We start from the raw sequence: 19,687 nt of genomic DNA, 5'->3' as shown, positions 1-19,687 counted from the left end.
GGCCGTATACACAGATGTGTCGGGTTTCCGGTTCCCCGTGGGCCGTCTCCCGGACGAGGCGCTGCTGTCCGGGCTGGCCACCGGCGATCCCGAACTCGCCGTCGTCTTCGTCCGCCGCTTCCAGCACCGGGTCTTCGGCGTCGCCATGGCCGTCACCGGGGACCAGCAGCTCGCCGAGGACATCGCCCAGCTGACCTTCGAGCGCGCCTGGCGGCACGCGCAGATCTACGACTCGCGCCGTGGCTCGGTCACCACCTGGCTGACGACCATCGCGCACAACCTCGCCGTCGACGCCGTCCGGGCCCGGCGGACGGAGCCCATGGCCCCCGAGGACATCGACGCCCTCCTCGGTGTCGTCACCGAGACGCCCGAGCAGTGGGCCCTGGCCGACGAGGCCTCCACCCAGCTGCGCGCCGCCGTGTCCCGGCTGCCCCGGGAACAGGCCCGGGCCCTGACCATGGCTGGCGTCTACGGCATGACGGCCCGGCAGATCGCCGACGCGGAGCACATCCCGCTGGGCACCGCCAAGACCCGGATCAGGGCGGCCATGGCCAAACTGCGCGGTACCGTCGCGCCGTCCGAGCGAGGCGACCATGACCAGTGAACCGAACTGCGGCAGACTGCGGGAGATCGGCGCCGAGCTGGCGCTGGGCGTACTGCCGGGCCGCGAGCGGGCGGAGGCGGTCGCCCATCTGGACGGGTGCGCGGACTGCCGGGAGTACGTACGGCAGCTGACCCTGGTCGGCGACCGGCTGATCGGCCTGCTGCCGGACGCCGAGCCGCCGCTCGGCTTCGAGACCCGGGTGGCCCGCAGGCTGGCGGCGAGCGCCGGCCGGGCGCCCGGCCGGCGCTTCTCCGGCCGCACCCGCCGCCTCCGGCTGCGGGTCGCGGCGGCCGGGGCCGCGCTGACGGCCGCCGTCGGGTTCACCGGCTGGGCGGTCGGCACCGCCGTCCAGGACCTCACCGCCGCGCCCTCCGCCGCCGTCGAGTCCGAGCCCATGCTGGTCGGGGACATGACCGCGAGCGGCCGCGGCGGCCGGCCGGCCGGCGAGGTCTACGCCCGCCCCGGCAGCCCCGGCTGGATCTTCGTGTCCGTCGCCCTGACCGGCCCGCACGCCCGCTACTCCGGCCCGGTCACCTGTGTCCTGGTGCGCCCCGACGGCACGGCCGTCCGCCTCGGCGCCTTCGCCCTGCACGACGGGCACGGCGACTGGGGCGCGACGGCGGCCGTCGACCCCGCCGCCGTCTCCGGCGCCCGCCTGCTCACCCCGGACGGCACGGTCCTCGCCACCGCCCGCCTCGGCACCGGCCGCGTGGTGGCACCGGAGCACTGAGGTGCTGGTTCACAGGGGACCGGGCTTCGGCACGGACGCCTCCAGAGCGGTGGTGAGTTCGGCGACCGTGGGGCGGGCGGCGGGGTCGGGGCGCAGACAGGCGTCGACCACCTCGGCGAGCGGCCGGGGCAGCCGCCGCCGGGACCCGACCGGCGGGGCGCTCCGCACCGTCTGCGGACACCGGTCCGGCCCGGTGCCGGTGCCGGTCCCCGCGCAGTCGAACGGCGGCCCCCCACAGGCGACCTCGAACAGCGTGATACCGACGCCCCACACATCGGCGGCGGCCGTCAGCGGCCCGGCGCGGGCCTGCTCCGGAGCCAGGTAGCGGGCTGTGCCGAGGCCGGCGGGGGCGGGCCCGGGCGGCCGCGCCACACTCAGGTCCAGCACCTTCGCATGGCCGCGCTCCACCACCACGTTGGACGGCTTGAGATCCAGATGCAGCAGACCCCGGCCGTGCAGATAGTGGACCGCCGAGCACAGCTGCACCCCGAGCAGCGCCACATCACCGGCGGCCGGCCGGCGTTGCAGCCGGCGCACCAGACGCGCGAGCGTCTCCCCGGTGAGCGTCTCCAGGACGACCAGCGGCTCCGGCGCGGCGAAGGTGTCGTAACCGCGCACCAGATGCGGATGGGTGAACTCCCGCAGCCACCGGCCCTCCCGCAGCAGCCGCTCACCGAGCCGCCGCTCGCCCCGGCGGTCCGGGCGCACCGCCTTGAGCACACACCGGCAGGCCCGTTCCGCGCTCCAGGCGTCGTAGACGTCGAGCCAGCCGGTGCGCACCAGATGGCCGAGGACCGTGTAGCCCGGCACCGGTTCGGTGCCCGCCGCCCAGGGCGCGGGGCCGCTCATGACAGCACCGCGCCCGCGTTCAGCCGGTGCAGCCGGGCGTAGGGTCCCGCCCTGCCGAGCAGCTCCGCAGGGGGGCCGTCCTCCACCACCCGGCCGTGGTCGAGCACCACGATCCGCGTGGCGTCCCGCACCGTCAGCAGGTTGTGGGAGATCACCACGGTGGTCCGCCCGGCCATGAGCCGGCGCAACGGCTCCATGATCCGCCGGCCCGACCGCACGTCCAGCCCGGTGGTCGGCTCGTCCAGCAGCAGCACCGGGGCGTCCCGGATCATCGCCCGCGCGATCGCCAGCCGCTGGCACTGGCCGCCGGACAGGGTGCGGCCGCGCTGGCCGACCAGGGTGTCGTAGCCCTCCGGGAGCCGCTCGATGAACTCGGCCGCGTCCGCGGCCCGCGCCGCCGCGACGATGTCCGCCTCACTCGCCCCCGGCCGCCCGTAGGCGATGTTCTCCCGCACGGTGCCATGGAAGACGAGCGTCTCCTGGAGCACCACCGCGACGCCCTCCCGCACCTCGGCGAGCCGCAGCTCCCGCAGATCGGTGCCGTCCAGCCGGACCGCTCCCCGCTCCGGGTCGTAGAACCGCAGCTGGAGCCGGGCGACCGTCGACTTGCCGGCCCCGCTCGCCCCGACCAGCGCGAGCGTCTCCCCGGGCGCCACCCGGAACGACACGTCCGACAGCGCCCAGGACCCGCTGCCGGGGTAGCGGAACCACACGCCGTCGAACTCCACGTGCCCCCGCACCCGGCCCAGCCTTCGGGGCCGGTCCGCCTCCACGACCTGCGGCCGCTGGTCCAGCAGCTCGATGATCCGCTCCGCCGAGGCGGAGGCGCCGTAGAAGGCGGTGCCGAGCCGGGACAGGTCCCGCACCGGGCCGTAGAGCTTGCCGATCAGCGCCAGGAAGACCAGCAGACCGCCCAAGGTCAGCTGGCCCTGGGACAGCTTCCAGGTGCCGAGGCCCATCACCGCGAGGCCCCCGCACACCTCGATCAGCTCCACCACGGGCCGGTACAGGGCACGGACCCGCGCCGCGGCCAGCGCCGCCCGGAACCGGCCCGCGCTCTCCCGCGCGAAGCGGCGCTCCCCCCAGCCCTGCCGGTTGTACGCCTGCACCAGCGCGACATTGCCGAGCGACTCCTCCACGATCGCGCTGATCGAACCGGTGCGCCGCCGGCGCTCCCGGGAGGCGTCCTTGACCAGCCGGGAGAAGTGCCGCGCGGCCCCCCAGAACAGCGGCACGATGACCAGGGCCAGCAGCGTCAGGTCCCAGCGCAGGTAGAACAGCAGGCCCAGGAAGACACCCAGCCGGATCACGTAGTACAGGGCGTCCGCGACCCCCGAGAGCAGGAACGTCTCGACGGCGTCGACATCGCCGGTGATCCGGGACAGCACGTCCCCGAGCCGGCGCCGTTCGAAGAAGCCCAGGGACAGGCCCTGGACATGGCGGAAGACGTCCGCGCGCAGGGCGAGCAGGAAGCGCTCGCCGACCCAGGTGGACGTCATGTCGTCGGCGAACCCCAGCACACCGGAGCACAGCACCAGTCCCACGTAGGCCGGTGCGATCCAGCGGAAGGGGCTCAGGTCGTGGGGGACCAGCACCTGGTCCACGACCGTCTTGAAGAGCCACAGCTCGGCGGCGTCGACGGCGGGGGCGGTCAGACCGAGCAGCAGCACGGGCAGCAGCCAGCGCCGGCCGCCGCGCGTGTAGGGCCAGAACCGCCGGAACACCTCACGCGGCGACACCTGGGGCGCGGCGGGGACGACGGCAGGAGCGGACCGGGGCGGTCGGTCCCCGGTCCGCTCGGCCCTCATCGGTGGTCACCACCGGTGGCCGGAGTGGTCGTCGGTACGACGGTCACGATGCCGCCTGCGGAACATCGTGGTGTCGTCGTGGTGCGAGGTCGTGTCCCTCCTGTCCTTGTCGTGACCGCGGTCGGCGGGCATGAGCCTGCTGAAGATCGCCATGGGTTCCTCCCGAAACATCCGGTATGGGGGATACGTTTCAGAACCGGAATCGGATGGCGTCCCCGGCGTTCCGCGGCGTGCCTTCCGGAAGGTCAGCCGAGCCGCGCGGCCAGCCCCCCGGTGCAGCGCACCTCGTCGCCCGCCGTGATCAGCAGTCCCTCCACCTCCGGCAGCGACTCCAGCCAGGCCAGACCCGCCCGGGAGCCCATCGCGAAGGCCGCCGTGGCCCAGCAGTCCACCCAGGTCAGCCGGGGGCCCACCACGGTCACGGCCACCAGGTCCGTCACCGCCGGCCGGCCGGTGCGCGGATCGACGATGTGCGCGCCCCGCTCGGCCGTGCCCGACGTCGCGACGGACAGCTCGTCCAGCCCCGCACTGGAGATCACCGCCGCCAGCCCGCCCGGCCGGAGCGGGTCCGCGATCCCCACCCGCCACGGCCGCCCGGGCTCCGGCGTACCGAACATCTGCACGTCCCCGCCCCCGTTGACGCTGACCCCGCGCACTCCGGGCACCTCCGCCAGCAGCCGCGCCGCCCGTTCCGCCGCCCAGCCCTTGACGATGCCGGTGGGATCCAGCGCGCCCCGGTAGCGGGTGCTGAACCAGCCGTCGCTCACCCGCTCCGCCTCGTCCGCCAGCCGCAGCACCTCGGCCACCTCGGGCGCGCACTCCGCGGTCTCCAGCTCGCCCCGGGCCAGCCGCGACACCTCGCTGTCCGCGCGGTAGGTGCTGAAGATGCCGTCCGCCCGGTGCAGCCCGGCCACGGCCGTGCCGAGCGCCGCCCGCACCGCACCGGGTTCCCCGCCGCGGACGTCGAAGGAGAAGACCGTCCCCATGACCTCCTCCGCATGACGCACCGCGGCGGGAGCCTGTGCCGACCCGCCCACCGGATCAGCCACCCGCCTGGTCCAGCGCTGATTGCAGCGACTGCCGGTAGCCGGTGCTGGTGTAGGTCGCACCGGAGACGGCGTCGATGCGGGCGTTCCCGGCCATCACGGCCTCCTGGTTCAGCTTGGGCACGGCCAGTGCGGTCTTCTGGTCGCTGAGGCCGCCCTTGGGTGCCTGGACGGCTTCCGCCTTGGTGATCTTGCCGCCGTTGACGGTGATGCGCACCTGGACCGGGCCGTACTGGGTCTGCTCGACGCGCCCGGTGATCGTGCGGGAGGTGGAGGCGCCTGCGGGTGGTAGCTGGTCGAGTGCCGACTGGAGGGACTGTTTGTAGCCGGTGCTGGTGTAGGTGGCTCCGGACACCGAGTCGATACGCGCGCTCTGTGCTGCCACGGCCTCCTGGCCGAGCTTGGGTACGGCCAGTGCGGTCTTCTGGTCGCTGAGGCCGCCCTTGGGTGCCTGGACGGCCTCGGCCTTGGTGATCTTGCCGCCGTTGACGGTGATCCGCACCTGGACCGGGCCGTATTGGGTCTGCTCGACGCGCCCGGTGACCGTGCGGGAGCTGGAGGCGCCTGCGGGTGGTAGCTGGTCCAGTGCCGACTGGAGGGACTGTTTGTAGCCGGTGCTGGTGTAGGTGGCTCCGGACACCGAGTCGATACGCGCGCTCTGCGCCGCCACGGCCTCCTGGCCGAGCTTGGGTACGGCCAGTGCGGTCTTCTGGTCGCTGAGGCCGCCCTTGGGTGCCTGGACGGCTTCCGCCTTGGTGATCTTGCCGCCGTTGACGGTGATCCGCACCTGGACCGGGCCGTACTGGGTCTGCACCACCCGCCCGCTGACCGTGCCCGTACCGCCCTGCGGTGACTGCCGTCCCGCCGCCGTCTGCTGCGGGGCGGCGCCCGCCGCCGACGCCGCGGACGGGTCGGACGCCGGCTTGAACGCCAGCAGCAGCACGACACCGGACACGGTCGCGGCGGTGGCCAGCACGACCCGCCGGAGGGGGTGGTTCTTCCTCATCGTTCTCCCAGCTCCGCTCACATCTCGAACGACTCGTGATGGATGCGGCGGGCGGGAACCCCCGCGCCGCGCAGTGCCTCGTACACCGACTGTGCGAACCCGGGCGGGCCGCACATGAACACGTCGTGCCGGTCGACGTCAGGGATCTTCCGCTGGAGGTTCTCCGCGGAGATGTCCGGACGCTCACCGTCCGGGCTGTTCACCGCGTACATCAGCCGGGCGCCCCGCTCCTCGGCGATCGCCGCCAGCTCGTCCCACAGCGCCAGATCCTGGGTGGTGTTGGCCCGGTAGAGCAGGGTGATGTCCCCGGCCGCGCCGGGCAGCGTCTCGAACAGGGCGCGCATCGGCGTGATGCCGACTCCGCCGGCGATCAGCAGCACCTTGCCCCGGCTGCGGCGCTGCGCGGTCAGCGCGCCGTACGGGCCCTCCGCCCACACCCGGGTGCCCGGCGTCAGCTCGCGCAGCCGCTCACTGTGGTCGCCGATCGCCTTCACCGTGATCCGCAGCATGCCCGGGCGGGGCGCCGCCGACAGCGAGTACGGGTGCGAGCTGAACCGCATGCCCGGCGCGAGGAACCGCCAGCGGAAGAACTGGCCCGCCTCCGCGCCCATCCGGTGCAGCCGCCGCCCGCCGATCAGCACCGACACGATGCCCGGCGCCTCCTCGACGACCGCCTCGACCCGCATCCGGTGCCGGAAGTTGAGCCGGATCGGGGTGAGGATCCGGTACCAGAGCACCAGCGCGGTGACGGCGCCGTACAGGCCGTACCAGAAGGTCTTCGCCGCAGGCGTGACCGCGAAGTCGTTGCCGGTGGTGATCTGGTGCCAGAACGTCAGGAACACCGCCGCGTAGGTCAGCAGATGCACGTGGTACCAGGTGTCGTACGGCAGCCTGCGGCGGATTCCGCCGATCGAGCTGAGCCCGATCAGCAGGAACAGTCCGGTGCCGACGGCCGCCTTGCCCATGTCGGGCAGCTGCTCCACCGAGTCGACCGTCTGCTGCACGATGTCGCCGAGCGACCTGCCCGCCTGGAGCGCGTACCCCCACATGGTGAGGAAGACATGCGCGGCGATCAGACAGAGCGTGTAGCGGCCGCTCATCGCGTGCCAGCGGGCCACCCGGTCGGAGCCCACCCGCCGCTCCAGCGCCGGGACGCGGGCCATCTGGAGCACGACCAGCGCCAGCAGATAGCCGGCCAGCAGTCCGGTGATCCGGCCCGCGTTGAGGATCCGGCCGGTGTCGTCGGCGACGGACGGCGTGTCCTGCCACCAGAGCCACAGCACGGCCGCCGCGCCCGCCCACACGGCGAGCAGCAGGGGGACGGCCGGCGAGCGGCGCGGGCGGATGCGCCGCATCGTCTGTCGGCGGGCGGCGCGGCCGCTTGCGAGCGTGGTGGACACGGCTCCTCCGTGGTTCCTCCGTAGGGGACTTGACCCTCGGCCCACAGATACGTGCCGGATACGCCCGGTGTTCAGCGGCCCCGCCTCACAGACCGGCCGAGTCCAGCGCGGACTGGAGGGACTGCTTGTAGCCGGTGCTGGTGTAGGTGGCTCCGGACACCATGTCGATGTCCGCGCTCTGCGCGGCCAGCGCCTCCCGCCGCAGCTGCGGAACGGCGTAGCTGTTGATCTCCTGGTCGCGCGGGTTGTCCGACGGGTACTGCACGGCCGTCACCTCGGTGAGCCGGCCGCTCCTGATCGTCACCCGTACCTGGACCGGACCCCAGCGGGTCTGCACGGTGTCGCCGGTGACGGTCCCGGAAACGGTCGTGGAGCCGGAGCCGTCCTTCGACCCGCTGGAGGGGGACGAACTGCTCGACACCGACGGCGACTTGCCCTCCGCCAGCGCCGGCACCGGAGCCGTGTGCGGCTTCAGCGACAGCAGCAGCACCATCCCGGACACCGTGGCGGCACTCGCCAGCACGATCCGGCGCAGCGGGCGGTTCTTCCTCAACGCGTGCACGTGTCTGCCTCCCGGCTCTCAGAACTCGAACGACTCGTGGTGGATACGGCGGTCCGGCACCCCGGCCGCCCGCAGCGCCTCGTACACGTCCCGTGCGAAGCCGTGCGGCCCGCAGAGGTACACGTCATGACCGGCGAGGCCCGGGAAGCTCGCACGCAGCGACTCCGCGGTGAAGGCGGGCCGCCGCCCGCCGGGCCCGTTGAGCGCGTACAGCACCCGCGCCCCGCGCCACCGGGCGATCGCCTCCAGCTCCGCGCCCAGCGCCAGATCCTCCGCGGACCGCGCCCGGTACAGCAGCGTGACCTCGCCCGGCAGCGTCTCGAACAGCGCCCGCAGCGGGGTGACACCGACACCGGCCGCGATCAGCAGCGAGCGGCGGCCGGCGGCCCGGTCCGCGGTGAGCGAGCCGTACGGCCCCTCCGCCCACACCCGGGTGCCCGGCCGCAGCAGCGCCACCGCCGCACTGTGGTCGCCGAGCGCCTTCACGGTGATCCGCAAGCGGTCCTGGCGGGGCGGCGCGGACAGCGAGTACGGCGTCGACGTCCAGCCCATGCCCTCGCCGAGGAACCTCCAGCGGAAGAACTGGCCCGGCCGCGCGCCCAGCTCCGCCAGGTGCCGGCCGCGCACGACGACCGAGTACACCCCCGGCGCCTCCGGCTGCACCGACTCCACCCGCAGCCGGTGCCGCCGGTTGAGCCGGACCGGCGCGAGGATCCGGAACCACAGCACCAGCGCCGCGACACCGCCGTACAGCGCGTACCAGGCGCCGGTGGCGAGCGGGTCGCCGGTGAAGTCGCCGCCCAGCGACAGCTGGTGGAAGAAGGCCAGGAACACGGCCGCGTACGTCAGCAGATGGACGTAGTACCAGAACTCGTAGCCGGTGCGGCGGCGCGCGGCCCGTATCGAGGTGATGCCGACGGCGAACAGGATCACCGTGCCGGCGGTCGCCTTGAGCATGTCCGGGTAGTCCAGGACGACGGTCACCGTCTCGTGCCACAGCGACGCCCGGTCCTGCGCCGCGTACCCGGCGAGGATCAGCACGATGTGCGCGACGAGCAGGCTGATCGTGTACCGGCCGGCCATCGCGTGCCAGCGCGCCACCCGGTCCGAGCCCACCCGGGTCTCCAGCAGCGGAACCCGCGCCATCAGGCCGACCAGCACCGCGCAGGCGTAGCCGCACAGCAGCCCGGCGATCCGCCCGGCGCCGGTCAGCCAGCCCGCGGTACCGACCACGGACCCGGTGTCCGACCACCACAGCGCGACCACGGCCGCCGCCCCGGCCCACAGCACGGCCAGCACCGCACCGGCGGGGGAGCGCCGTGCGGTCCGAGGCAGGGGCACGGGCGGGGCCGCCCGGCCGGTTCCGACGGTCGTCATGAGTGCCGTCCCTTCGTTCGTCCAGCCCGGCCACTGTGCGGGCCGAAGCTCTGAGGGACCTCTGAACACAGGCCCTGCGGGGCCTTTCCGACGGAACTCTCAGGCTTTCCTCATCCAGGCCCCGGGGGAGGGGGGCGGTACTCAGAGAAAACTCAGAGGGGACGGGGTGGGATCCGCCCCGGCGCACGAGCGATGCTGGTAAGCGCGATGAACACCACCCGTTCCGGCCGCCCGGCCCTCACCCGCCCCGACGGCACCGCGCTGCGCGTCCTCGTCGTCGACGACGACCCCGACCTCGCCGAGGTCCTCACCGGCGCCCTGCGCTACGAGGGCTGGGAGGTCCGCGCCGCCGCCGACGGCACCGCGGCCCTCGCCGCCTTCCGCGAGCTGCTGCCCGACGCCGTCGTCCTCGACGTCATGCTCCCCGACACCGACGGCTTCGCCGTGCTGCGGCGGCTGCACGAGGTGAAACCCGACGTGTGCGTGCTCTTCCTCACCGCCCGGGACGCCGTCGAGGACCGTATCGCCGGCATCACGGCGGGCGGCGACGACTATGTCACCAAGCCCTTCAGCCTGGAGGAGGTCGTCGCCCGGCTGCGCGGACTGCTGCGCCGCGCCGGCATGGCCCGCCAGCAGGAGGAGGGCCCCCGGCTGGTCGTCGGCGACCTGATCATGGACGAGGAGGCCCGGGAGGTCACCCGCGCCGGTGAGCTGATCGAGCTGTCGCCGACCGAGTTCGAACTCCTCCGCTTCCTGATGCGCAACCCGCGCCGGGTGCTCAGCAAGACCCAGATCCTCGACCGCGTCTGGTCCTACGACTTCGGCGGCCGGGCCCATGTCGTGGAGCTGTACATCTCCTACCTGCGCAAGAAGATCGACGCGGGCCGCGAGCCCATGATCCACACGGTGCGCGGGGCGGGCTACGTCCTCAAACCGGTCACGGTGACCCCGTGAACCGGGTGCGCGCCGCCCTGCTCCGCGCCCGCCGGCTGCCCCGCCCCCGCACCCTGCGCGCCCGGCTCACCGTCGGGCTGGTGGTGCTGCTCGCGGTGAGCTGCGCCGCCGTCGGCCTCGCCGCTGTCGTCGAGCTGAACGGCTTCCTCACCCAGCGCCTGGACGAACAGCTCACCCAGGTCGGCACCCGCTTCCCGGAGAGCCTGGAACACGGGGGCACGGTGCCGTCGGGAAAGCCCGACGACCACGACGGCGACGAGCACGCCGACACCCGGCGCATGGCCACCGGCACCTTCGGCGCCCGCCTGGTGCGGGGAACCGTCACCCACAAGGGGCTGATCCGCTCCGGCGACCCCTCCGCCGACCTCAACGTCGACCTGACGGCGGGCGACGCCCGGCGGCTGGCCGCGGTCCCCGCCGACGCCCGGCCGCACACCGTCGAACTCTCCTCCCTGGACGACTACCGCGTCATCGCCACCACCGGCCGGGACGGCGACGTCCTGATCGTCGGCCTCCCGCTGGAGCCGGTCCAGGCCACCGTGCACCGCCTGGAACTGGTCGCCGGGATCGTCTTCGGCCTCGCGCTCGTGGTGACCGGCGTGGCCGGCGCCTACTGGGTCCGCTGGTCCCTGCGCCCCCTGCGCCGGGTCACCGCCACCGCCACCCGGGTCAGCGAGCTCCCGCTGGCCAGCGGCGAGGTCACCCTGCCGCCGCGCACCCGGGACGCCGACCCGCACAGCGAGGTCGGCCAGGTCGCCGCGGCCCTGGACCGCATGCTCGGCCATGTCGAGGACGCCCTGACCAAGCGGCACGCCAGCGAGGAGCGGCTGCGCCGGTTCGCCGCCGACGCCAGCCACGAGCTGCGCACCCCGGTCGCCTCCGTCCGCGGCCACGCCGAACTGGCCCTGCTCCACCCCGGCCCGGTGCCCCCGGAGGTCACCCGCGCCCTGGAGCGCATCAGCGCCGAGTCCGCCCGGATGGGCCTGATGGTCGACGACCTGCTGCTGCTCGCCCGGCTCGACGCGGGCCGCCCGCTGGAGCGCCGCCCGGTCGACCTCACCCACCTGGTCCTGGACGCGGTCACCGACGCCCGCGCGGCGGGCCCCGGGCACCGCTGGACCCTGGACCTCCCCGAGGAACCGGTCACGGTCACCGGCGACGCCCACCGCCTGCACCAGGTGCTGGCCAACCTGCTCGCCAACGCCCGCACCCACACACCCGCCGGTACGAAGGTCACGGTGACCCTCGAAGCCCGGGACGACGCGGCCGTCCTCTCCGTACACGACGACGGACCCGGTGTCCCGCAGGACGTCCAGCCCGGTGTCTTCGAGCGCTTCACCCGCGCCGAACACCGCCGCCCCGCCGGCACCGGGGGCTCCGGCGCGGGTCTCGGCCTGTCCATCGTGGCGGCGGTGACACAGGCGCACGGCGGCACCGTGGACCTGGACAGCCACCCGGGCTCCACGACGTTCACGGTACGACTGCCCCGGCCGGCCGGCTGAGCAGCTCGCCCGGCACCGGCGGCCTCGTCATCCGCCCCCTGCGCCACACCCCGGCACCGGCGTCACCGACAGCACCGTGCGCGCGGGCAGCACGGTCCGCCCGCTCTCCCCGTCCGGCCGCAGCGCCACCCCGTCCGCCCCCGACCCGAGGAACTCCCCGCACCGCTCGCCGGTGGTCGTGGTGACCCGGACCAGATGGTCCGGCGCCGGCCCGGTGGTCGTCCAGGCCACCACCACCGCGCCGCTCACCAGCACGATCCCCGCCACACAACACACCGAGGCCTGCCGCAGCGCCCCGGTGACCCGCACGGTCTCCGCCTCGGTCCACCGGCGCAGCGCCTGACCGGCGAGCAGCACCCGGCTCCCGGGCCGGCCGTGCGCGGCGCGCACCGCGAGCACCGAGCCGGCGAACAGCAGCACGAACGCGGCCCCCAGCAGCAGCGTGGCCGCCAGCCGGGCGGCGGAGGGCAGCTGGGACAGATCGTCGCGCCCCTTGAGCGTCACCAGTACCGCCAGCAGCGCGGTGAGCCCGGTCAGCCCGTTGCGCCAGCCCTCGGCCTGCCTCCGCAACTCGGCCAGCTGGGAGAACTCCAGCTCACGGGCGAGCTGCGCCCAGCGCCGCGCGGACTGCCCACTCATCACACCGCCCCGATCCGCCAGCTCGCCCCGCACCCGGTGAACGGCGCGTTCTCCGGAAGGTCCGGATGCGGATGCCCGCACTCGCAGAAGTGCGTCTCCCGGGTCACGAGACCGGCGTCGGCATCCGGATCGGGCGCGGGCTGCCGACCGCCCAGCCAGGAACGCAACCCCTTGGTGCCGGTGCCGGGGGCGCCGTGCCGGTACTCCGTCGACGTCCGCCCATGACAGCGCGGACACGCACCCTCGACCACGATGCCGAGCCCGTCGGGGGAGGGGGTCCGGGTGAAGGGGGCGGCGGCCAGCCCCATGTCCCGCTCCGCGTAGGCGAGCCCGAAGTCGTGGCCGGGCGGGGAGGGTTCAGTCATCTGCGAGCGCCTCACTCTCGGTCTCGGGGACGCTCAGACCGAACATCCCGGCGTACAGCAGCAGCCGGTCCCTGATCCACTCCACGCTCTCCCGGGTCGCCTCGGCGGCGAGCGCGACATGGCGCCGGGTCACCGTCCCCTCGACGGCGGGGAGCCTGCCGTCGAAGTGCCGGCTGAGCAGCGTGAGGTCCTGCCAGCAGGGGATGGTGTCCGTGGCGGGGGCCGGGGGCAGCGCCGTACGGCCGGGCAGCAGGGGCAGATACGGCGTGATCCGGCGCACGGTCTCGGAGACGGGCTCTCCGAGCCGGGCGGCGATGCTGACGAGGTCCAGGGGGGTGTAGGGGGTGTCGGGGTCGGAGACGCGGTAGGTGGGGGAGAGGGCGACGATGTCCCAGTCGTTTGGCACGTCCTGGGGCAGCGCGGCCAGTTCGGTTGTGGTGAGGGGTGGTACGAGGGCGCCGAGGGGCCGGTAAGCCCTCAACTGCTCGTATGCGGTGATTGGTTGGAGAGCGAAGCGCCGCGCGTAACGGGCCAGCGCCAAAGGGGTCAGGGGTCTCCACTCGCAGGCAGCCGCATTCGCGTGGTTCCGGTCGCCGGCGCCAAGTGCGTCGCAGAGGTCCTCGGAGGGCCGGTGGTGGGCGAGTGCCGGCGGGAGGGGCGGCAGCTGAAGACCGAAGGAGGGGGCGTGCTGGGCGGCGAGACCCCAGACTGAGCTCAGCGATTCCTGAAGGCGCGCGGCGGCGTGGACCAACACGGTCGCGGTCAGCATCGCGGCGGGGTAATTGGAGTCTTCATGGGCGGCGTCGTTGCCGGACAAGGCGTACCGGCTGCGCAGATCCAGAGACTCCCATGAGTCGCTGTCGATCCTGCCCTCGGCTACAGAGACACCCAAGGTGCGCAGGCCGATGATTTCCTCCTTCGAGAGATCGAAGAGGTAGATGTCTCTCAGATCGAGACCGCTCTCAAGGCCGATGCCTCCCTCCGCCAGGAGGTATTCGAAGATCTCGATGTCATCGAGGGAGGGCACCACCGTGCCGTCCATCTGCCCGTCGCCGTAGCGGGGTTCGTGCACCAGCCCGAGTGTGCTTGCGATCTCTGCTACGCGACGCTCGGCTTCGGCCAGGGAAACACCGAAGAAGCCGGCCGCGAAGATGGTGGCGGACCAGTCCAGCCGGAAGCGTCCGTCCGGCAGCAGGGAGACGCGGTCCATCACGATGGAGCAGCTGTCGGTGTCCAGCTCCAGCCAGGGAGCCATCTCGGCCGGTGACGGGAGCGTCCAACCGAGCCAGCTGAACCCCGCCAGATAGTCGAGTGTCCTGGAAGCCCCGGGTCTGCGGGACCGGGCAAAGATGTCGGCGGGGCCTGCCACACGTCGAAACGGCGGGAACGTCGTGGCCAGGAACAGAGCGGCGATCTCGTCCTGGGTGCAGATGTGGTGCGCATGATGGTCCGGCGGCGTCGGCACGGTCAGGCCATGGAGCGGACTGAGGCGAGCCAGCCGTTCGGTGAGTTCTCCCAGCGGCGTCTTCAGTTTCGCCGAGACCAGAACCAGGCCGCCGAGGTCGTCGATGCGCTTCCCTATGCCGGCGGTGGGCAGGGAATCGAAGGGTGAGTTCGCGGACCTGCCCCGAAGAGCGTCGGCCAGGACGGCGTCCTGCTCGGAGGGGATCCACGCGAGTCCGTCGTTGCCGTCGGTGGGGGGCGGTGAGAGGTCCGGGTCCACGATCCGCAGCTTTCGCATGCGGTACAGCAGGTCGCTCAGGGGAAGCCCGTTTCGGGCAGCATGGACGACGACATCGTGCCACGAATCGAAGTCGCCGGCCGCGACTCCTGCATCGCCGGGCGAAGGTACGGGGTAGCCGGCGAGGCTTTGGGGCCATGCGGGGTAGTAACGCAGGTGAGGGCGGCTGAGCACGGAATCGCGCCATGACCGGATCCGTCCACCTCTGTCGGGAAGGCCGTGCTCGTCATGGGGGAACCACCCCACCTCGTCCAGTGACAGCGCCTCGCCGTCCTCCCCGGCCACCGTGACGCCCTTCCCCCGCCACTCCTCGTCCAGCACCTGGGCCACGCGCAGGCTCTTCTCCTCCAGGTCCGCCGTCCATTTCAGCGTCAGCCCAGGCCACTGCGCCAACGCCGCGGCCCCTCGCCGGAACTGCCGCTCCGCCCCCTCCCGGTCATAGTCCTGCAACTCCGTCCGGCTGACGCTGAGCCTTCCCGCGTGCGGCCCGGTCAGGTTCAGCACATAGCCGAAGGGCTTCTGATCGGTCGCGATCCCGTCGCACAGGACGGCCCCCTCACCGTCGACCCACCACAGCACATCCGGAACGGCGGCCAGGGCCTCCGGGACCTGCAACTCCCCGGCCTCCCAACGGTGTCCGGCCCCCTCACCGTCCACCGCCTCCAGCGCGAACTCGCCGACCCGCACCAGATCCCGCAGCACCCGGGTGCACGACAGCCCGGTGCCGACCGCGTCGTCCCGGAGATAGAGCCGTACCCGGGTGCCGCCTTCCGCCAGTCCGTCCTCCGGGCCGGTGTGCCGGCGGATGCGGAACAGGCTGGCACTGCTGGGGATGTCGACGCGCAGGGCGTGCTCGGCCGGGATGCCGTCCGCGCTGACCTGGCGGGTCACGATCGTCATCTCGTCGGCCAGCATGAAGTAACTGAACACGCCGATGCCGAAACGGCTGTTGGGATACAGCCTGAGACTGCGGTCGTGCCGCAGCCAGCGCGACTGCTCCCGGCGGAACGCCTTGGACCGCTCGAAGCGGCTGCCGGCCCGGGTGAACGTGTGGGTGAGCAGCTCCGCGCTCATGCCCACGCCGTTGTCCCGGCACTCGACGTACCGGCCGCGCTCGTCCTCGCCCTGGGTGAAGGTGATCCGCCCGCTCCAGTCGGCGGGCCGCGCCCCGCGCCCGCGCAGATACGTCCACCGCATCGCCCGGTACCGGCAGGCGTCCATCGCGTTCTGGTACAGCTCCCGCAGCGCGAGGGTCGGATCGCCGCCGTACAGCTGCTCGCCCATCAGCAGTTCCCGCACCTCGGACTGGGAGAGGTGGAACCGCAGCAGCGGCACGTCGTACGGCTCGTCCGTGCCGCCGGTGCGGGCCGGGCGCAGTTCGCGTGCGGTGACCCGCTGCGGTACGGCCGCGAGCAGTTCCGTCTCCGCGCCCGGCAGGTCCCCGGCCCGGTCCAGGAGCTGTGCGACGAGCTGGTCCGCCTCCTCGGCGACCTCGGCGAGGGCGGCGTGCACCGCCTGGTGCGGGCAGGGGGCGTCCAGGTGGAGTGCCGGGCCCTCGCGCTCCCAGCTCAGGCCGTGGGCGATGGCGACGACCTGCTGCGGCAGGACCGGGTCGGTCACGGCGAGATGTTCCGCGACGACCTCGGGGAAGGTCCGTACGTCCACCGAGAGGACCGCCGCGAGCCGCAGCAGCGCGGCCAGCGGGCGGACGCGCAGCGGTTGCGGGCCGCCGGGCAGCACCACCTTGCCGGGCAGCCGCCCGGACAGCCGCTCGGGCGGCTCGTCCAGGCCGAGGGCAGAGGCCGCCGCGGACAGCAGCTCCGCCACCTCGTGCACCCGGTCGGGCGGCACGCCGAGCGCCGCGACCAGCTTCTGGGCCGGGCTCGCCGGTACGGGCTCGTCGTCGGTCTCGAACCGGTCGGTGATCCAGCGGTGCACCAGCCACATGACGACGGCGGTCTCGTCCTCCGTGCGGTCGCGGGCCCGGCACTGGGCCGCCTTGCGTACGATCCGCGCGTGCTGGTCGCCGACCTGCTCGAAGTGTCTGCGGTGGGCGTCCGCACCCGGCTGCCGGTCGGGGTGGTACGGATCGATCTCGGCGGCCTGGCTCAGCCGGTCGGCCCAGGCGGCCTCCCGCAGGAACGGCGCCGCGACCAGGAACGCCGCCTCGACGGCGGACAGCGGCCGGTCCTCGGGCAGTACCTGGGGCAGCCGCCGGGTGACCAGGCGGACCGGGAAGTCCTCGTCGGACCAGGGGTCGGGGCGCGGCAGCCGGCCCTGCGCCAGATGCAGGGTGCGGGCGCACCGCTCGACGAAGGCGGCCAGGCACTCGGTGAAGCCGGGCACCGAGGCCTGGTCCTCGGGGCGCACCCGCTCCCACAGCGGTGTCCCGCGCACCGCCCCCAGCCAGGTCTCCAGCAGCGGCCGGCCCTCGCAGATCTCCGTCTGTTCGGTCACCTCCCTGGCGTGGGTGCCGTAGTCGATCCGGGCCGTCTGGGTCAGCCCGTGCCGGCGTGCCGTGGCGGCCGTGCGCGCCCGGGCCAGCTCGAAGACCTCCGCGACGGTCCGGGCGGGGGTCAACGGGCCGAGCGCGTCCGCCAGTCCACGGGTGAAGAAGCTGCCCTCGGCCGTGTAGCCGCTGCGCTCGCCGGCCGAGCAGGCGGTGAGTACGGCGAAGCCGCCGCTCGGCGGGCCCTTGAGGATGGCGTTGCCGAACGGCACGGCGTCGTCGCCGAGTTCCGTGCGGCACGCGTCGATCAGCCAGAGCACCGTGCCGGCCTTGCACTCGGCCAGCAGCGGGCTGATGTTCGCGTCCAGCAGCGAACCCAGGTACGGCTCCCGCCAGCCGCCCTCCCGTGGCGGCCGCGCGTCGGCCGGGACCAGGTAGTCGGTGCCGCCGGCCCGGACGCCGTGTCCGGTGAAGTACACCAGCAGGGTGCCGTCGGCCGGCATGTCGCTCGCCGTCTCGTACAGGCGGGTGCGGATCAGGCTGAGGTCCGCGTCGCGCAGGACGTCCACCTCGTACCCGGCCCCGTCCAGCACCGAGGCCAGCAGCCGCAGATCGGCCGTGACGGCCTCGTCCAGCGGTTCCAGCAGTCCTTCGGTGGCGGTTGCCTGCCCGATCCCGATCAGCAGCGCCCTGCGGGCTCGTTCCATGTGCCCTCCCCGCAGGACATCATGGCACCGCCCACTGACAGTGCGGGCGGCTCTCAGTAACGGGTGATCGCGGTCGCCCCGCCCGTCGTGCCGATGGCGATGTGCGGTGCGCGCGCGGGGTCGGCCCAGCGCAGGATCCGCCGCATGTCCTCCTCGGGCACCGACACGCAACCCGCCGTGGCGGCAGCGCCGTTGACGTGCAGGAAGATTCCGGCGCCGCGCCCGCGCACCGGGTGGTCGTAGTTGAAGCCGATGACCAGGCCGTACGCGTACTGGGTGCCGTAGGAGACCAGGTGCTCGGACTCCGAGGCGCGGCAGTCGGCCGGCAGCGGGTCGGTCCAGCGGTTGTACGACGCCGAGTCGTTGTCCTCGCACCACCAGGAACCGTCCCGCACCGCGCGGTAGCCGGTGCGGGTGCCGGCCGGCGCCGGCTGGATGCCGAAGGCGAAGGGGAGGCCGTACAGCCCGGTCGGGGTGGTTTTCGTGCCCTGGACGCGGGTGGTGCCCGCGACGAGGCCGTGCGCGCCGAACCGCGCCGGTGTCGAGCCGGTTTCGGTCCAGCGGCCGTCGCGCAGGTCCCACCAGGTCAGCGTGCCCGTGGTGGAGCCGGTGTCCGGCGCCTCGGCGGTGATCAGCTGGCTGCCGCCGCCCGGGTCCGCCATCCGCGCGGGCAGCGGCACCGGGCCGGGAGCCGGTGGGGTGCCCGGCAGGGCCAGCCAGGCGGTGGATGCCAGGGCGAGGAGGACACCGGGGTGCATGGTTCAGACGGTAGACGGGGGCAGTGGGAGCGGCAGCCCGGGTAGTCCGTCCAGGCTCGTCGCCACGTGCTCCTTCTTCTCGAAGTACGCGCTCAGCGAGGCGTCGTCCTCGCGCGCGAACCGCTTGCTGTGCAGGTCGCGGTCCTCCTCGTACGCCATGTGGGGGACGGCGTATCCGCAGGTGTCGCGGACCAGTTCGGCGTGCACGACGATGACGGCCCGCAGGCCGTGCGGGGTCGGGTCGATGTCCGGGAAGTGGGTGAGCAGCTCGGGGAAGCGCGGGTCGTCGCGGAAGACCGGCTCGCCCCGGCCGTGCACGCGGACGATGTTCGGCGGGCCCTGGAAGGCGCACCACATCAGGGTGATCCGCCCGTTCTCCCGCAGATGCGCGATGGTCTCGGCGTTGGAACCGGCGAAGTCCAGGTAGGCGACGGTGTGTTCGTCGATGACGGCGAAGGAGCCCTTGAGGCCCTTGGGGGAGAGGTTGACCGTGCCCTCACCGGCGAGCGGGGCGGTCGCGGTGAAGAAGAGGGGCTGCTCCTCGATGAAGGTGCGGAGTCTGCCGTCTATGCGCTCATAGGTCTTTCCCATGGTCGGTGATTATCGACGGAAATAGTTCACCTGTCTAACGAATTGCCCGCCGTAGGGCGCCTGCGGCCGGCGCCCGCCGAGGGCGCCGGCCGGGACGGACGTCCGTCGGCTCACTTGGTGAGCGTGCAGGCGGCCAGGGTGTTGAGTCCGGTGGGTTTGGTGGTGGTGCGGCCGATGGCGAGGGCGATGCGGTCGATGGTGGAGTTCCGCTTGTCCTTGAGGGGTCCGAGGATGGCGTTGTCGACGAAGTGGGGTCCGCCCTGGCCGACGGTGTTCTGGAGGCGCTTGTCGGCTTCCTGGATCTGGGTCTGGAGGAGGGCGAGGTTGCGGTCGACCTCGGCCTTGGCGGACGCGGGGATGGCCGGGAGCCGGGAGGCGACGTCGGGGCAGCTGATCGTGCCCGCCCCGGTGTTCCGGCCGGCCGTCGTGCCCGCGTTGCTGCCGGACTGCCGGCCCGGCGCGGTGCCCGCGTCCGTGCCCGGTGCCGTGCCGCCGCCGGTGTTCAGCGTGCAGGCGGCCAGGGTGTTGAGTCCGGTGGGTTTGGTGGTGGTGCGGCCGATGGCGAGGGCGATGCGGTCGATGGTGGAGTTCCGCTTGTC

Annotated in this window: 17 protein-coding genes and 1 pseudogene; 4 read left to right on the top strand and 14 right to left on the bottom strand. The window is 73.2% G+C overall.

All coding sequences use genetic code 11. The features are described 5' to 3' along the window. Positions 1–16 precede the first annotated feature (16 nt). Together ACFVIU_RS22090 and ACFVIU_RS22085 are read left to right on the top strand one after the other, a co-directional pair. Entirely contained in the window at positions 17–604 is a 588-nt protein-coding gene (locus ACFVIU_RS22090) for an RNA polymerase sigma factor (RefSeq protein WP_385844475.1), read from the top strand. Continuing rightward, positions 594–1,334 (top strand): zf-HC2 domain-containing protein, encoded by a 741-nt coding sequence (locus tag ACFVIU_RS22085; RefSeq protein WP_385844474.1) that lies wholly within the window; start codon positions 594–596, stop codon positions 1,332–1,334. Before ACFVIU_RS22090 ends, ACFVIU_RS22085 begins: the two co-directional genes overlap by 11 nt. Positions 1,335–1,343: 9 nt before the next feature. Here the strand turns inward: ACFVIU_RS22085 and ACFVIU_RS22080 are convergent, their stop codons facing one another. From ACFVIU_RS22080 to ACFVIU_RS22045, 8 genes are all read right to left on the bottom strand, one after another. Beyond that, positions 1,344–2,183 carry a serine/threonine-protein kinase gene (locus tag ACFVIU_RS22080; RefSeq protein ID WP_385844473.1) on the bottom strand — a complete coding sequence of 280 codons (840 nt, stop codon included), beginning with the start codon at positions 2,181–2,183 and terminating at the stop codon, positions 1,344–1,346. Next, positions 2,180–3,991 carry an ABC transporter ATP-binding protein gene (locus ACFVIU_RS22075; RefSeq protein WP_385844472.1) on the bottom strand — a complete coding sequence of 604 codons (1,812 nt, stop codon included), beginning with the start codon at positions 3,989–3,991 and terminating at the stop codon, positions 2,180–2,182. Before ACFVIU_RS22075 ends, ACFVIU_RS22080 begins: the two co-directional genes overlap by 4 nt. 6 nt (positions 3,992–3,997) lie before the next feature. Continuing rightward, on the bottom strand, positions 3,998–4,144 hold the full coding sequence (locus tag ACFVIU_RS22070; protein ID WP_385844471.1) for a hypothetical protein: 147 nt from the start codon (positions 4,142–4,144) through the stop codon (positions 3,998–4,000). A gap of 92 nt (positions 4,145–4,236) precedes the next feature. Then, entirely contained in the window at positions 4,237–4,977 is a 741-nt protein-coding gene (locus ACFVIU_RS22065) for an FAD:protein FMN transferase (protein ID WP_385844470.1), read from the bottom strand. Positions 4,978–5,032: 55 nt separating this feature from the next. After that, the gene (locus ACFVIU_RS22060) at positions 5,033–6,043 is read right to left on the bottom strand and encodes an FMN-binding protein (RefSeq protein ID WP_385844469.1); all 1,011 of its coding nucleotides are present in this window, start codon (positions 6,041–6,043) and stop codon (positions 5,033–5,035) included. A gap of 17 nt (positions 6,044–6,060) precedes the next feature. After that, positions 6,061–7,443, bottom strand: a complete 1,383-nt coding sequence (locus ACFVIU_RS22055) for a ferric reductase-like transmembrane domain-containing protein (RefSeq protein WP_385844467.1) — start codon at positions 7,441–7,443, stop codon at positions 6,061–6,063. A gap of 85 nt (positions 7,444–7,528) precedes the next feature. Next, positions 7,529–8,005: an FMN-binding protein gene (locus tag ACFVIU_RS22050; RefSeq protein ID WP_385844466.1), complete on the bottom strand. Its 477-nt coding sequence runs from the start codon at positions 8,003–8,005 to the stop codon at positions 7,529–7,531. Positions 8,006–8,023: 18 nt separating this feature from the next. Further along, positions 8,024–9,382, bottom strand: a complete 1,359-nt coding sequence (locus ACFVIU_RS22045; RefSeq protein ID WP_385844465.1) for a ferric reductase-like transmembrane domain-containing protein — start codon at positions 9,380–9,382, stop codon at positions 8,024–8,026. A gap of 207 nt (positions 9,383–9,589) precedes the next feature. Here ACFVIU_RS22045 and ACFVIU_RS22040 point away from each other — a divergent pair, with 207 nt between their 5' ends. After that, positions 9,590–10,336: a response regulator transcription factor gene (locus ACFVIU_RS22040; protein ID WP_385844463.1), complete on the top strand. Its 747-nt coding sequence runs from the start codon at positions 9,590–9,592 to the stop codon at positions 10,334–10,336. Then, positions 10,333–11,838 (top strand): sensor histidine kinase, encoded by a 1,506-nt coding sequence (locus tag ACFVIU_RS22035; RefSeq protein WP_385844462.1) that lies wholly within the window; start codon positions 10,333–10,335, stop codon positions 11,836–11,838. Before ACFVIU_RS22040 ends, ACFVIU_RS22035 begins: the two co-directional genes overlap by 4 nt. A 27-nt stretch (positions 11,839–11,865) precedes the next feature. On the opposite strand, the gene ACFVIU_RS22030 is transcribed toward ACFVIU_RS22035, so the two are convergent. The 6 genes and pseudogenes from ACFVIU_RS22030 to ACFVIU_RS22005 all read right to left on the bottom strand — a co-directional run. Then, positions 11,866–12,477 (bottom strand): hypothetical protein, encoded by a 612-nt coding sequence (locus ACFVIU_RS22030; protein ID WP_385844460.1) that lies wholly within the window; start codon positions 12,475–12,477, stop codon positions 11,866–11,868. Beyond that, positions 12,477–12,842, bottom strand: coding sequence for a hypothetical protein (locus tag ACFVIU_RS22025; protein WP_385844459.1), 366 nt, complete (start codon positions 12,840–12,842; stop codon positions 12,477–12,479). The genes ACFVIU_RS22030 and ACFVIU_RS22025 overlap by 1 nt, the downstream gene beginning before the upstream one ends. Then, positions 12,835–17,739, bottom strand: a complete 4,905-nt coding sequence (locus ACFVIU_RS22020) for a caspase family protein (protein ID WP_385844458.1) — start codon at positions 17,737–17,739, stop codon at positions 12,835–12,837. The genes ACFVIU_RS22025 and ACFVIU_RS22020 overlap by 8 nt, the downstream gene beginning before the upstream one ends. A 53-nt stretch (positions 17,740–17,792) precedes the next feature. Further along, on the bottom strand, positions 17,793–18,497 hold the full coding sequence (locus ACFVIU_RS22015; protein ID WP_385844456.1) for a L,D-transpeptidase: 705 nt from the start codon (positions 18,495–18,497) through the stop codon (positions 17,793–17,795). A gap of 3 nt (positions 18,498–18,500) precedes the next feature. Then, complete coding sequence (locus ACFVIU_RS22010) at positions 18,501–19,088, bottom strand: pyridoxamine 5'-phosphate oxidase family protein (protein ID WP_385844455.1); 588 nt, start codon at positions 19,086–19,088, stop codon at positions 18,501–18,503. A 110-nt stretch (positions 19,089–19,198) separates the two neighbouring features. Then, a pseudogene (locus tag ACFVIU_RS22005) lies at positions 19,199–19,687 on the bottom strand (hypothetical protein); the annotation flags it as partial.

Source organism: Streptomyces sp. NPDC127190, assembly GCF_042672505.1.
Lineage (GTDB): Bacteria > Actinomycetota > Actinomycetes > Streptomycetales > Streptomycetaceae > Streptomyces.
This window is presented reverse-complemented; position numbering and strand designations above follow the sequence as displayed.